At 59.7% G+C, this 14014-nt stretch carries 11 protein-coding genes; 6 read left to right on the top strand and 5 right to left on the bottom strand.

The window, feature by feature from the left end:
- Positions 1-94: 94 nt before the first annotated feature.
- From GYN08_RS20085 to GYN08_RS20060, 6 genes are all read left to right on the top strand, one after another.
- Positions 95-805, top strand: coding sequence for a response regulator transcription factor (locus GYN08_RS20085; RefSeq protein ID WP_166278265.1), 711 nt, complete (start codon positions 95-97; stop codon positions 803-805).
- A gap of 1 nt (position 806) precedes the next feature.
- A complete protein-coding gene (locus GYN08_RS20080; protein WP_166278262.1) occupies positions 807-2258 on the top strand; it encodes a sensor histidine kinase in 1452 nt (483 codons plus the stop codon).
- Entirely contained in the window at positions 2248-3189 is a 942-nt protein-coding gene (locus GYN08_RS20075) for a PepSY domain-containing protein (RefSeq protein ID WP_166278259.1), read from the top strand. The genes GYN08_RS20080 and GYN08_RS20075 overlap by 11 nt, the downstream gene beginning before the upstream one ends.
- A gap of 202 nt (positions 3190-3391) precedes the next feature.
- Entirely contained in the window at positions 3392-4018 is a 627-nt protein-coding gene (locus GYN08_RS20070; protein WP_166278256.1) for a PepSY domain-containing protein, read from the top strand.
- A 307-nt stretch (positions 4019-4325) separates the two neighbouring features.
- Positions 4326-5633, top strand: coding sequence for a DUF5050 domain-containing protein (locus tag GYN08_RS20065; RefSeq protein WP_166278253.1), 1308 nt, complete (start codon positions 4326-4328; stop codon positions 5631-5633).
- 740 nt (positions 5634-6373) lie between these two features.
- On the top strand, positions 6374-7069 hold the full coding sequence (locus GYN08_RS20060) for an MgtC/SapB family protein (protein ID WP_206023849.1): 696 nt from the start codon (positions 6374-6376) through the stop codon (positions 7067-7069).
- 35 nt (positions 7070-7104) lie between these two features.
- On the opposite strand, the gene GYN08_RS20055 is transcribed toward GYN08_RS20060, so the two are convergent.
- From GYN08_RS20055 to deoB, 5 genes are all read right to left on the bottom strand, one after another.
- Positions 7105-8178: a hypothetical protein gene (locus tag GYN08_RS20055; protein ID WP_166278250.1), complete on the bottom strand. Its 1074-nt coding sequence runs from the start codon at positions 8176-8178 to the stop codon at positions 7105-7107.
- A 6-nt stretch (positions 8179-8184) separates the two neighbouring features.
- Positions 8185-10011 carry an HSP90 family protein gene (locus GYN08_RS20050; RefSeq protein ID WP_166278247.1) on the bottom strand — a complete coding sequence of 609 codons (1827 nt, stop codon included), beginning with the start codon at positions 10009-10011 and terminating at the stop codon, positions 8185-8187.
- Between the two features lie 280 nt (positions 10012-10291).
- Positions 10292-11593 carry a pyrimidine-nucleoside phosphorylase gene (locus tag GYN08_RS20045; protein WP_166278244.1) on the bottom strand — a complete coding sequence of 434 codons (1302 nt, stop codon included), beginning with the start codon at positions 11591-11593 and terminating at the stop codon, positions 10292-10294.
- Positions 11594-11714: 121 nt separating this feature from the next.
- Positions 11715-12422, bottom strand: coding sequence for a purine-nucleoside phosphorylase (gene deoD / locus GYN08_RS20040; protein ID WP_166278241.1), 708 nt, complete (start codon positions 12420-12422; stop codon positions 11715-11717).
- A 381-nt stretch (positions 12423-12803) separates the two neighbouring features.
- The gene (gene deoB / locus GYN08_RS20035; RefSeq protein ID WP_166278238.1) at positions 12804-13985 is read right to left on the bottom strand and encodes a phosphopentomutase; all 1182 of its coding nucleotides are present in this window, start codon (positions 13983-13985) and stop codon (positions 12804-12806) included.
- Positions 13986-14014: the final 29 nt, after the last annotated feature.

Genomic DNA, 14014 nt, shown 5'->3' with positions numbered 1-14014 from the left:
TGCTTCGAAGACGTCGGCTCGGAACTCTGACGGTATGTCTGGCGGTCTTGCCCGGTTTCGCTTAAAATATGGAACAGGAAAAGGAGGGGCAGCCGTGACCGGAAAGATCTTGATTATCGAAGACGAAGACAAAATCGCCCGGCTGTTGGAGCTTGAGCTGGGATATGAAGGTTATCGGACAGGACGGGCCGCTTCGGGCACGGACGGGTTGGATCGATACAGGGAAGGAGGCTGGGACCTGATATTGCTCGACGTGATGCTGCCGGGACTCAGCGGCATCGAGGTGCTGCGCCGGATTCGGGCGGCCGATCCGCTGACGCCCGTCATCTTGCTTACCGCAAAGGATTCGGTCGAAGACAAGGTCTCGGGCCTGGATCTCGGAGCGACCGATTACGTAACCAAGCCGTTTCAAATCGAAGAACTGCTGGCGCGCATCCGCTCGGCGCTGAGAGCGAGAGCGGCGGTCGCGGCGCGGCGCGAAGAGATCGGGGCTCCGCCCGAGGCAATGCTGACGGCGGGCAATTTGCGGTTGAACGAGCAGACGCGGGAAGTATACCGGGGCGAACGCCGGATCGAGCTGACGCCGAGGGAGTTCGACCTGCTCGTATATCTGCTGCGCAATCAGCGCCAGGTGCTGAGCCGGGAGCAGATGATCCGCGAAGTGTGGGGTTACGACTATGCCGGCGATACCAATGTGGTCGACGTCTATATCCGTTACGTGCGCAAAAAAATCGACGAAGCCGGGATGCCCGAACTGATTCATACGGTCCGGGGAGTGGGGTACGTGCTGAAGGAGTCTTCCTGAGATGCGGCTTAAGCACAAAATATATTTGTATTCGTCGGTGCTGTTCGCCGTGCTGCTGGCAGCCGCCTGCATCTCGATCTATTTGCTGTTCGAGAAAATGTCGCTGGAAGCCGAAAGCCGCCGTTTCGAGACGGAAGCGGAACTGACCGCCGAGCGGATCAGCGCGTCCGCGGCGCAGACCGCGCCGGACGATTTGCTCCGCGCCTATGCGCCGGCGGACGGCATGCTGCGTCTCGTCAAGCCCGACGGCAGCAGCCTCGCGCGTCCGGTTACGGCCAGCGAGGATGCCGGGCTGAGCGAACGATTGAGCCGCGAAAAGTACGCTTATACGTCAGCGCATGCGGAAGAGAGACTGGGCAGCGGAGGCGACGGATATATCCGCGTCTCCGTGCCGATCATCTGGCCGGACGGCGAAGTAATCAGCATGCAGATCAGCCGGAGCATCGCCGATCTGGAAAGCCGTCTCAATGTCCTTAAGACGGTACTGGTCATCGTGGCGCTGCTGGCTATGGTTCCGGCCGTGCTCGCCAGCACCGTGCTGGCGAACCGGATCGTGAAGCCGATCGCGGCGCTCACGGGCACTATGGGCGATATCCGGCGCAGCGGCCGTTTTCAGCAGATCGAGACGGGGCAGAAGCCCGGCGACGAGCTGGCGGAAATGGGCCGGACTTTCAACGAGATGATTCTGCTGCTGGAAGCCAACTTTGCCAGGCAGGAGCGCTTCGTGTCGGACGCTTCGCACGAATTGAAGACGCCGCTTACGATTATCGAGAGTTATGCCAGCCTGCTGAAGAGGCGGGGCAAGCAGCGGCCGGAAGTGTTCGACGAAGCGGTCGACGCGATTCTGTCGGAATCGGTACGCATGCGAGAGCTGACGGAGCGGCTGCTTCAGCTTGCGAGAAGTCCGGAAGCGGACAGCCTGGAATTCGGCGATCTCGATCTGGCTCGGTCGGCCGCCGAGTCCGCTCGCGCATTTATCCGGGCTTACGGCAGGGAGATCGAGGTGGATGCGCCGGGCAGCGTTCCCGTCTGGACGGATGCGGCCAAAGTCCGCCAGCTGCTCTTCATTCTGCTGGACAACGCGCGAAAATACAGCGAGGGACGGATTACCGTGTCGGCTTCCGGGGATGGACCCGGCGGAGCGGCTGTCCTTAAGGTGACCGACCGGGGAATCGGCATTCCGGAAAGCGAGCTGCCGAAAGTGTTCGACCGTTTTTATCGGGTCGATTCCTCCCGGGTTCGCAGTCCGGGCGCGGGGGGGGCGGGACTGGGGCTCTCGCTGGCGCGGGATCTGGCGCAGGCGCTGGACATCCGCATCGGTATCGAGAGCGAGGTCGATAAGGGAACGACCGTGACATTGATTTTCCCCCGGGAAGAGCGCGCAAGGGAGAAACCGACGGGGGAACGGCTGTCCCGGAGAGCAGGAGAAGGAGGGGGTCGACATGAAACGTAGGGCGGCATGGCCGGCAGCGGCCTTGTTGATCGCCGCCGCGTCCGCCGGACTGCTTGTCTGGAGCCCGTGGAATGCGGCAGATCCTTCAATGACTCAAGCGGAAGCGGAAAGCAAACTGTTGAAGCTGTACGCGGGCAGCATCGAGTCCGCCCGCCGCGCCGGAGACCTGTACGAAATGCGGCTGCGGACGGAAGCGGGACTGTATGCGGTTCAGCTGTCGGCTGCGGACGGACGCGTCGAATCGATCCGCCGACTGGAGGCGGCGCCGGCCGAGCCGCCGAAAATCGTCAGCCGCGAGACGATCAAGACGCGGCTCGAGGAACAGACCGGGGTTCGCGTGGACAGCCTTGAATTGGAGACCGGCGATGAGGGAACGCGAAGCTTGTACGTGGCGGAATTGAGCAAGGCTTCGGGGGAACGGCGCAGGCTGGAAATCGACGCTTACAGCGGAGAAACGGTGACGGATCGGGCGATCGCGCCGTCCTCGCCGGACGATACCCGTCCGCCTTCCGAAGGAACTGCCGATAGCACGGACAAAGGGAAGGAAGGGAGCCCCGGCCAGTCCGCGGGAGAACCGCGGCCGTCCGTCCCTTCCCGCCTGCTGACCGAGGACCAGGCGAAGGCGGCCGCTGCCGCGGCGTTAGGAGCGGAGATCGGCGCCGTGGAAGACAGCGACGCGGAGCTGAGAAGCCAAGAAGACGGCCAAGCGTATTATTTGGTCGACGTCGAGCTGAAGAACGGCCGCAAAGCGGAAGTGCAGATCAATGCCGTATCCGGCGCCATGCGGACGATCACCTGGGACGAAGAAGACGCTGCCCCGCAGCCGCCGAAAAAAGGAACGAACGGTTCGGACGACCGCAGCGACGACGATGATGACAGCGACGACGATGACGGCAGCGGCGACGAAGACGGCGAAGACGAAAATACGTAAGCCCGCCAAGCGGGCGCCGCGGCTTCGAAGTGGGTCCGCTCCGGGAAGCTGCGTTCCCGAGAGCAGGCTTCTTTTTTTCTCATGGAATTCTAATGGAGCTCTCTTCTGCCTCTCAGACAAGAAGGTTAATCTAAAAATGCGGCAGGGAACGGAGCAAGACCCTGCAATCCACAGACGAGAGAAAACGAGGAGGAAATTCAATATGGTAAAACGCAAAGTGATGATCGGAGCGGTGGCGGCGGCTTTAACGCTCGGAGGAACGGCAGCGCTGGCAAGCGGAGCGGGAACGACTGGCTCTTCCGGCGCATCGTCCTCGCCCGCGGCGGTAAACGCATCGGCGTCCGCGGCTTCGAAAACGATGATTTCGAAAGCCCAGGCCAAGCAGATCGCGCTCAAGGCTCAAAAGGGCAAAGTCGACGATATCGAACTGAAGACAAGAAACGGAAAAGCATATTATGAAGTGGATATCGACCGTCAGTCCGGAGACGTCGACGTTTGGGTAGACGCGTATACCGGCTCGATTCTCAAAGTGGTAAGCGATGACGACTCCGAAGATTCCGACGACCGCGGCAGCGACAAGTCGACTTCCGGAACGGCCTCTTCGAAGGTGAAGGTTACGGCGGCTCAAGCAGGCGCCATCGCGGTCAAACATGTCGGAGGAGGAAAGGTAACCGACAGCGATCTGGATCGGGAAGACGGCCGCTATGTGTACGAGATCGAAATTCGGACCGCGAACGGTGAAGCGGACGTGACAGTGGATGCGAACACCGGCAGGGTGCTGGAAAGTCATGTGGACAATGATAATGACGACGATGACGACGACAATTAAGCGGGAGCGCCGGAGCGTTCCGGCAGCGGAAGATCGGCCTAAAAGCCGGTCTTTTTGTCGTGTTTGCGCCTGCGCTTTATGAGAAGGCTCTCCGCCTAAAGACCCGGAAAGGAATCAAAGCGGCGGAGCAGTCGGTTCCGCAGAACGATTTTTATAAAATCCCAACCATTTCCTGTTATTTTTTCGTTTCAGCGTGGTAGTCTGGTAAAGCTTGCCTAAGCAAGCGAGTAGGATGGATCGGGCCGGAAACCAGCTTCGGCTGCCGCCTGATTGTACATACGGACAACGGACGAAAGAGGGAAAAAAGATGACAATCGGATGGAAATGGACGAAACGCCTGGCGGTTTCGGCTGCGGCGGCCGTGCTGATTACGGCCGGGGCGGCAGCTTCGGCGGCTCCTTCCGCGGAAGCGGCAGCGGCGCAGAAGGCGGATATTTATTATGTATCGAACGGCGATTTGTATCGCGTAAATACGGAAGGCGGAGCTTCCCAGCGTCTGCGCCGGAACTTCGACGGCATCGAACTGAAGCCGGCCGGCGGCTACATGTATTATATGTACGACGAAAATTCGACGACGCTGCTGCGTCTGTCGCTGACCGATTCGGGCGCCAAAGCCGCCGACTTCGGCAAAAGCAAACGCATCGTGCATTTCGATACGGCAGGCGATACGGTCTACGCCATGGACGATTACGGCGTTCTCTACGCCACGCCGGCGGATGCCGCACAGCTGACCGACGGCGTCAAGCTTACCGATATGGCCGATCCGAAATTCCCGGCGTTCAAAATCGTCGGCGACCGCATTTACTTCAATGCTCTGAAGGACGGCCGGACCACCTGGGTCGCTTCCAAAAAAACGGACGGAAGCGGATCGGTGCAGTGGGTTGCCAAGGGGACGCTGGACAATGCTTATTATGCCCATACGGACAGCAGCCGTCTGTATCTGATGGTCAACACGAACCCGAAAGAAACGCGGTATTCCACCGATTGCATGGTGCTCTATTCGCTTCCGAAAAAAGGCGGCGCGGCCAAAGCATTGAACGCCAAGTCGCCGCTTGACGCCAATGCGGTAAATTCGGGAGGCTGGGCCAACGGATACTATGTCTTCAACAAAGGCATTCGCCCCGGCTCCGACGGACGCTCCGACTACTCCACGGGAGTCGGATACGTTATCAGCGGCACGACAGGCAAAACGACCAAGCTGCACGGCACGGGCGTGTACGAAATCGCCAACGTGGGCAGCAGCAGCCTGGCGTTCAACGATGCCAAAGGCAGCGCCTATGTGGCAACGCTGGCGAACGGGAAAGTCACGAAGACGAAAAAGCTGTCCTTGAGCGGCGTCGGCTACGTGCGCAACCTGACGAATCAGGGCGCTGTGCGCTCGACGGTGCTGTTTGCGGGGAGCGGCGCTTACGTGCTCGATCCGGCCAAGCTTACGCTGAAAAAAATGGTCGGCGTCGAATGGGATCTGTGCCAGTACGAAGACGACGTGGCCGGCATCTTCTACGTGAACGCGGCCGACGGCGGACGGTTGTACCGGATGAACGAGACCGGAACGAAGGGCGTCAAGCTGACGGACGAGAAAGTCTCGCGGATCGTGCTGATCGCGAAAAACTAAACAGGGCTCTGCCGGACATCCTTCGGCATGCGGCTTTTATTAGAAAGAGGGGGACCCGAAATTTCGGGTCCCCCTCTTTTTCGTATGCGGCATTCAGCCGTAGGCTGCCTTAAGCCGCCCTTCGCAGCATGACGGGCGGCTTAAGGCAGTTCCTGCCCGGCTGCGCGCCTGCCGCGCGGCCGGGCAGGTCGGCCGCAGGCCGCCGGCAGATCGCCGGCAGGTCGCGGATGACCGGGTCCGACGGGTAAAAACCGCAGGTTTCTCGACCGTCTTCGTCTCCCTCGTTCCCCTCGATACAGAAGACTTCCGTTTTCACGAATAGCTGCGAATAAGCACTTATCTTGCCCGAAAACGCTCCTTTTAAGAAAATAAATGCGGGAGAGCAGCTATTTGTTCGTTAAGCCGCCTTTTTTCGAAGCTTTTATTGAAATAGCTGCTCTTACGCAGTTATTTATAAAAAACGAACGAGCCGCGGGGAAATAACTGCTTATACGCAGCTATTTGTTCGGCACAGGCACGCAGCCCTGTACGGGATCTCCGCCCTCTGGGCGCGGGTGAGCGGTTCGTGATGAACAATCCCTCCTAGGCAAGGCGTTAACGCCCTTCAAACGCGGACCGCGAAACGAATATTGCGACGAATGTAAAAATAAGAGCGTGATTATGTAAAAATAGGGTAAAAAATAGCAGGCATAAGGCCGATAAACCGCATCCGTTTTCAACGGAACAAAGGAGCTGGGAGTATGGGGTATTTCGACATGATCGATCTGCCGCTGGAATTGGAGCATCTTCTCCGGGTTCTGATCGCGGGAATGTGCGGAGCCTTGATCGGATATGAGCGGAAAAGCAGAAGCAAGGAAGCCGGCACGCGGACGCATTTTATCGTGGCGGTAGGCGCGGCGCTGATCATGATCATTTCCAAATACGGATTTATGGACCTGGAAGGCCGCGACGGGGTGCAGATCGATCCCACGAAGGTCGCTTCCGAGATCGTCAGCGGCATCGGATTTCTCGGGGCGGGGATGATCTTCATGCGCAAATACACGGTCAACGGCTTAACGACGGCGGCGGGCATGTGGGCGACGGCCGGCATAGGCATGGCGATGGGGGCTGGGCTCTACATTCTGGGCATTGCCGCAACGTTAATGATCTATTTGACTCAGATCATCATGCACGGCAACTTCAAAGGCCGGCTGGTCGCTTCGACGCATCGATTGGTCGTAACGGTGCGTCAGGAACAGGGGGCGTCCGAACGTTTTAAAAGGCTGCTGGAAGAGCGCGATATGGTCCTCATCAACTTCAAGGCAGCGGGGAAAGAGGAGGAGAAGCGCCAGCTGATGCTGGACATGGTGGTCCGAATGCCCAAGGGGATGACGGCCGAACAGATCATTCCGCTGCTGGAGGAGCATGACGAGATTCTCGGCATCGAAGTGAAATAGGGCGGCGAAGGGCAAAAGGAAAAGGAGCGGGGCATTCAGCCCCGCTCCTTTAACAATTCCTGTCCGAAATTCACGTAATAATCGTTGCCGTTGCGCCGGTCGAGAGCGGCAGCCGTCGCAAACGCTTCTTCCTCCAACCGGGCGCGCAGTTCGTCATGCCGGTCCGCCAGCTCGTAAAAACGGGAGGAAGGCGGCAGATTCAGCACATACGGCTCGCCGATGCGGTCCAGCTTGCGCAGCAGCGCGGCGGCGTTCAGGAAAAACATCATGCGGTTCAGCGGATCTTCGTGCGACTCGAGCTGGGGCAGGTGACGGTCCAGCAGCGGAAGACCGCGCTGCGGATCGACGACCGACAGATAGCCGATGTGCTCGCCGAATTCGTGCGCGAACGTCAGATTGTCGCGAATCAGCTTATAGCTTTTGGGCTGCATTTCCTCGGCTTCTTCCGTGCGTCCCAAACGGTGCAGAGGGAGCAGCAGGAACGGAAGCGTGGAGTGGGGCACGTGCGCGCAGCGCTGACGATCCTGGATAATCGGCGCGGCTTTTTTGACGGCCTGTTCGTCCTGCCTTGTCAGCAGCAAATACTTGACCTGCTCGTCCAGCTCGCAGGCCGAACAGTCGCTCATGCCGTCTTTTTTCAGCTTGCGGAATTCTTTGAGGCATTCGCCGGCCCGTTCCAGCTCTCCCATGTACATCGAGAGGCGGAAACGATAGTACCAATACGTCCGGTCGCTGACCCCGTAAGCCCGGTAACGTCGGCGCAGATCCTCCAGCAGCGAATCGATCTGTTCGGCCGGCACGTCGGGGAAAGACGGCACGTCGTCGATGACCCATTTGTAATTCCAATGCAGCGTGCGGGCGTCGAAAGCTTCGGGGTTTCGGTCGTACTGGCCGAGCTGCCAGGAATAGGCGACGATCGCTTTGAGCGGAAAGCCGCCGAAGCTGCCCGCCTCCACGATCGCCTCGCGCGCTTCGTAACCCGATGCCACGTCGCCCGCCAGATCGGCGATCTCGGCGGCCCGCTCCAGCAGCGCGATTTTCGCCGCGCCGTTGGGCAAGTCGTAAGCTTCGTCCATCAAATCCTCGAATTCCGTTTCAAAATCCTGCATATTCGCTTATTCTCCCTTCTCCGATTCCATGCTCCAGTCGATGAGCGACAGGATGCCCGTATTCAGCAGGGCCAGCTCCTGACGGCTCATCGGATAGTGTCCCATCATCAGCGCGTTGGCGTACAGCATCTCGACCAGCGTGCCCAGTCTGGAAGTCGGCCGGCCCATGAACAGCCGCTGCACGACGGGATTGTTCAGATTCAGATACAAGATCGAATAGCTGCCGGCTCCGCTTTGCATCGAACCGCCCAGACTGCCGAGCACCGAGGCGAACGCCTGCGGGCTTTCTTCGCCCGCGCGCTCGATCGAACGCAGCGTCGCCGCTTCTTCCGGCAGCGTGAACAAGGCCGGCAGCTCTTCCGGCTTGAAGCGCTTGAGCATCACGCGGCAGCGGAAGCGCTGAAGCGCGAGATCCGCGGCGCGCGAAGCTTCAAGCGCAGCGGAGCGTTCCTCCGCGTTCAGATCGGTAAAAGCGAGCGACAAGTCTTCGGGCAGCAGCCGCCGGGTGTCGGCGCCGCGCACGATGCGAGGCAGAGCTTCGAGCAGCTCCGCTTCATAGATATAGCCGCCGTTGACGACGAGCATCGACTGGGCGGAAGCGACATGGCGCAGCTGGCGGTAATGATCGAGAGAGGCCGTATAATACAGCGTGCGCCGTTCGTCCAGCAGCTCGCCCAATGTTTTATTCCCGTAGGTGCTCTCGAACGGAAGCCAGCGGTGGATCAGGCGGTAAAATTCGTCGTCTTCCGCGGCCAGATTTTTCATCGACAGAGCATGCATCTCGATAATCCGCCCCAGGCGTTTCGGGTCCGTCTCGCTCATGGCGATCAGCTCCGAACGGATCGATTCGCCCAGCTCGCAGCGCACCCGCTCGAGCTGTTCGTTTTCGTAAAAGTGCTCGCGCGAGGCTGTCGGCTGCAGCTCGTCGGTCCAGATCAGACATTTGACGAAAAAGGCCCATTCCGGCAAAATGTTGTCCGCCTGCTCGGAAATCAGCATCCGCTTCAAATAGACTTTATGCGAGCGCTTGGCGTTCAAGTTGACGGCATGCGGCAGAATGTAGGCGATCCCGCCGGTGCGTCCCGTCGAAGTCCGCAGCGGAATAAAGTCGCGGAAGCGTTCGCCGAGCATGCTTTCGCCGAAGCGAAGCACTTCGTCCCGGCTGCCGGCAGCCCGTTCGGGACGAACGATCCAGTCCGGCAGCTCGCCGTTGATCCGGCGTTCCCGGCCGCCTTCGGACAGGCGGATCGGATACGGCAGCAGGGCGCCGTAATGCAGCAGATCCAACTCGACCGTATCCGCTTCGAAATAGAAGTCGGTGTCCGGCTTGCAGCGCAAATACACTTTGGTGCCGGGAGAGAGCGCCGCGTCCAGCTTGCGGATGCTGTATGTACCGTCGGGTTTGCCCCGCCATTCGATGGACGGTCCGCCTTTGGCGGATTGGGTCAGCATGACGATCTCGTCGCTCACCATGAAGCAGGAGAGCAGGCCGATGCCGAAGCGCCCGATGAACGACGTCTCGCCGAGCAGTTCCGTTCCGTTCCGCTTGGACGAATGGCCGATCATGGCCAAAAATTCGTGCACGTCTTCCTCGGTCAGGCCGATGCCGTTATCCTGCATCAGCAGCGTCGCTCCGGTTCCGGAACCGGCCAGCTCGACATACACTTCGCCCCGGTGGGAAGGGTCAAGGTCCATGCGGGCGGTAATGGCGTCGGTGGCGTTCTGCAGCAGCTCGCGCAGGAAGACGCGGGGGCTGCTGTACAAATGGTTGGACAAAATATCGATCATGCCGCCCAGGTTAACCTGAAAGCGGTATTCCTGCGAATCGGTCATCAAGGGGAACCTCCTTCGGAAACAGCGCATTTATAGGTGAAGCTCTGTATTCATTTTAGCTCTCTTGGCTGTCTTTTCCAAATCGGCCCTTCGGCTCGCGGCTTTCGGCACGGCAAAAAGGCGTTTCTCCCATCGGTCGATGGGAGAAACGCCCTATGAGCTCGGCAGGCTGCTTTACGGAAGGCAATGCCTGTTTCCGTTTGAAGCTTTCGGTACGTACCCGCTTCAGGAGCTCCGAAAGCCGGATGATGCCGAACCCGCAGTCGATGCCAGGCCGATCTTACTCGGTGACCGTGCCGTAAATCAGCGTCGGCGCTTCCGCGCTGTCGGCGATGGAGATCGCCGCGAGAATCTTCTCGCGCACGTTCGCCACGTCTTCGCTGTTCGCGTGGATCGTCACGAGCGACTCGCCTTCCTGCACGGCGTCGCCGACCTTCTTGTTCAGCATGAGGCCGACCGCCAGGTCGATCTCGGATTCTTTCGTCGCGCGGCCCGCGCCGAGCCACATCGCGGCTACGCCGATCTCGTCGGCAACGATCTGCGACACGACGCCGCTTCTCGGTGCCGGAACTTCGATCTTGTACGGCGCCTGCGGCAGGCGTTCCGGGTGATCGACGACGGAAGCGTCGCCGCCCTGGTTGGCGAGGAAGTCGCGGAACTTGTCCAGCGCTTTGCCGTTCGCGATCACTTCGCGCAGCTTGGCTTCGGCGTCTTCGAGAGAGGACGCTTTGCCTGCCAGGAAGACCATTTGGCTGCCGAGCGCCATGCACAGATCTTCCAGGTCTTTCGGACCCTGGCCTCTAAGCGTGTCGATCGCTTCCTGCACTTCCAGCGCGTTGCCGATCGCGGCGCCGAGCGGCTGGCTCATGTCGGAGATGACGGCCATCGTGCGGCGGCCGACGTTGTTGCCGATGGAGACCATCGCGTGCGCCAGATCTTTGGAGCCTTCCAGCGTCTTCATGAACGCGCCGGCGCCTGTCTTCACGTCGAGCACGATCGCGTCCGCGCCCGCCGCGATTTTTTTGCTCATGATGGAGCTGGCGATCATCGGAATGGAGTCGACGGTCGCCGTCACGTCGCGCAGCGCATAAAGCTTTTTGTCCGCCGGCGTCAGGTTGCCGCTCTGGCCGATAACCGCGATCTTATGTTCGTTGACGAGCTTGACGAACTCTTCGTTCGTGATCTCGACGTGGAAGCCGGCAACGGCTTCCAGCTTATCGACCGTACCGCCGGTATGTCCCAGACCGCGGCCGGACATCTTGGCGACCGGCACGTCCAGCGCCGCGACGAGCGGAGCCAGCACCAGCGTCGTCGTGTCGCCCACGCCGCCCGTGGAGTGCTTGTCGACTTTGACGCCTTCGATTGCCGACAGATCGATCGTATCGCCGGAATTAACCATGGCCATCGTCAGGTCGGCGCGTTCGCGATCGGTCATGTCTTTGAAGAAGACAGCCATTGCGAATGCGCTTACTTGATAGTCCGGGATGTCCCCTTTGGTATAGCCTTCGATGATGAAGTTGATTTCCTCGGTCGTCAATTCCTTGCCGTCGCGTTTCTTTTCGATCAAATCTACCATTCTCATATCTGTGTGCCTCGCTTTCGTAAAATGGTACCGGCCGGTCCCGCGCAGTGCGTGAGCCGGCCGGTGTCTGCGGATGCCGAACGGATGAAGGGAGCCGCAGAAACGGCAGTCCCTTTTCGGATTACAGGGTGATAGCCGTCTCCAGCGCGACTTCCATCATGTCATTGAACGTCGACTGACGCTCGGCCGAAGTCGTTTCTTCGCCGGTGATCAGGTGATCGCTGACGGTCAGGATCGTCAGCGCGTTCACGCCGAACTTGGCCGCGAGCGAATACAGCGCCGTCGTTTCCATTTCGACGCCGAGCACGCCGTGCTGCATGAGCTTGGTCGTGACCGTTTTGTCGTCGCGGTAGAAGATGTCGGAGCTCAGGATGTTGCCGACGTGCACGTTCAGGCCTTTTTCCACGGCACGCTCGTAAGCTTCCTTCAGCAGGCCGAAGCTTGCGATCGGAGCGAAGTCGAAGCCCGGGAACGTGTTGCGGTTCATGCTGGAATCCGTGCAGGCCGCCTGGGCCAGGATGACGTCGCGGACGCGGACGCTCTCCTGCATGCCGCCGCAGGTGCCGACGCGGATCAGGTTTTTGACGCCGTATTCGCTGATCAGCTCGTTGGCGTAGATGGCGAACGAAGGGATGCCCATGCCGGAGCCCTGGACGGAAATGCGTTTGCCTTTGTACGTGCCGGTGAAGCCCAGCATGCCGCGGACCTGATTGTATTGAACGACGTCTTCGAGATACGTGTCGGCGATGAATTTCGCTCTCAGGGGATCGCCCGGGAGCAGGATCGTTTCGGCGATGTCGCCGACTTTGGCTTCGATATGAACACTCATTTTGTAAAACCTCCGTTTTGGGTGTGAGGCGCTCTGGTGCGCGGTGAGACGCTGCGAACGGGGCGGGCCTGCGATCGCCGTTCCATTCCGATTTTTTGATTTAACTTTATAAAAGGTGAAAATCGGAATGAAAATGCGAGCGGGCTTATGCTTCCGAAGTGACTTTCCGTTGGAAAGTCTTTAGCTTCTCCGGCTCCGCCCCGTTCTCCGCTTAGGCGGGCACGAGGCGAAACTGCGGAGAAAACCCGATTCGCGTTCTTTTTTATGGTTAGAAAGAAAATCCGATTCGCTCGACCGGTCTTCATGTTTGACCTTCGCTTCGAACAAGCGGCAAGCTTGCCGTCGTTTCGAGCAGCGGCGCTCAAGCGAATCTCCCGAATCTTACTTCAAATCGCCCAGGAAGCTGGTGCCGTATTCCGGCATCTTCACGCCGAAGTTCTCGGCGACGGTCGCGGCGATGTCGGAGAACGTGCTGCGCAGCGGCAGCTGCTTGCCGCCGTCTTTGAACGCCGGCGAGTAGGCGAGCAGAGGCACGTATTCGCGGGTATGGTCGGTGCCGCGGTACGTCGGATCGTTGCCGTGGTCGGCGGTGATGAGCAGCAGGTCGTCATCGTTCATTTTCGCGAACACTTCCGGCAGGCGGGCGTCGTATTCTTCGAGCGCCTGGCCGTAACCCTGCGGATCGCGGCGGTGTCCGAACAGCGCGTCGAAATCGACGAGGTTCAGGAAGCTGAGGCCGTTGAACGGTTTGTCCAGTTCTTCGACCAGCTTGTCCATGCCGTCCATGTTGGATACGGTGCGCACGGAGCGGGTCACGCCTTCGCCGTCGTAGATGTCGGCAATCTTGCCGAGGGCGATAACGTCGAAGCCGCCGTCCTTCAGCTCGTTCATCGTCGTGCGGCCGAACGGTTTCAGCGCGTAATCATGGCGGTTGGACGTGCGCTTGAACGCGCCGGGTTCGCCGAGGAACGGACGGGCAATGATGCGGCCGAGCATGTACGGGTCTTCCAGCGTGATTTCGCGGCAGAACTCGCAAATCTCGTACAGTTCCTTGAGCGGAACGATCTCCTCGTGCGCGGCGACCTGAAGCACGGAATCGGCCGACGTATACACGATCAGCGCGCCGGTCTTCATATGTTCTTCGCCCAGCTCGTCGAGGATTTCCGTGCCGCTGGCCGGCTTGTTGCCGATCACTTTGCGGCCCGTATGCTCCTCGATGCGCTGAATCAGCTCGTCGGGGAAGCCGTCCGGGAAGACGCGGAACGGCGTGTCGATGTACAGGCCCATGATCTCCCAGTGGCCGGTCATCGTGTCTTTGCCGCGGGAAGCTTCCTGCATTTTGGTGTAGTAGGCGAGAGGCGCGTCGGCTTTCGGAACGCCCTGCACTTCCTCGATATTGGACAGGCCGAGTTTGGCCATGTTCGGCATGTTCAGGCCGCCCATTTCCCGGGCGATGTGGCCGAACGTGTCGACCCCGAAATCGTCGAACTCCGCGGCATCCGGCGCTTCGCCGATGCCGACCGAGTCCATCACGATCAGGTGGATGCGTTTAAATGTGGACATGGTTCATGCTCCTTTCAGAAAATCTTATT

Source organism: Saccharibacillus alkalitolerans, from assembly GCF_011090185.1.
GTDB classification, from domain to species: Bacteria; Bacillota; Bacilli; order Paenibacillales; family Paenibacillaceae; genus Saccharibacillus; species Saccharibacillus alkalitolerans.
Note: the sequence above shows the minus strand (reverse complement) of the source record. Positions and strands in the feature narration are given on the sequence as shown.

Coding starts and splice junctions, on each gene's coding strand:
- GYN08_RS20080 (WP_166278262.1), top strand. CDS start 807: ATGCGGCTTAAGCACAAAATATATTTGTATTCGTCGGTGCTGTTCGCC.
- GYN08_RS20075 (WP_166278259.1), top strand. CDS start 2,248: ATGAAACGTAGGGCGGCATGGCCGGCAGCGGCCTTGTTGATCGCCGCC.
- GYN08_RS20070 (WP_166278256.1), top strand. CDS start 3,392: ATGGTAAAACGCAAAGTGATGATCGGAGCGGTGGCGGCGGCTTTAACG.
- GYN08_RS20065 (WP_166278253.1), top strand. CDS start 4,326: ATGACAATCGGATGGAAATGGACGAAACGCCTGGCGGTTTCGGCTGCG.
- GYN08_RS20060 (WP_206023849.1), top strand. CDS start 6,374: ATGGGGTATTTCGACATGATCGATCTGCCGCTGGAATTGGAGCATCTT.
- GYN08_RS20055 (WP_166278250.1), bottom strand. CDS start 8,178: ATGCAGGATTTTGAAACGGAATTCGAGGATTTGATGGACGAAGCTTAC.
- GYN08_RS20050 (WP_166278247.1), bottom strand. CDS start 10,011: ATGACCGATTCGCAGGAATACCGCTTTCAGGTTAACCTGGGCGGCATG.
- GYN08_RS20045 (WP_166278244.1), bottom strand. CDS start 11,593: ATGAGAATGGTAGATTTGATCGAAAAGAAACGCGACGGCAAGGAATTG.
- deoD (WP_166278241.1), bottom strand. CDS start 12,422: ATGAGTGTTCATATCGAAGCCAAAGTCGGCGACATCGCCGAAACGATC.
- deoB (WP_166278238.1), bottom strand. CDS start 13,985: ATGTCCACATTTAAACGCATCCACCTGATCGTGATGGACTCGGTCGGC.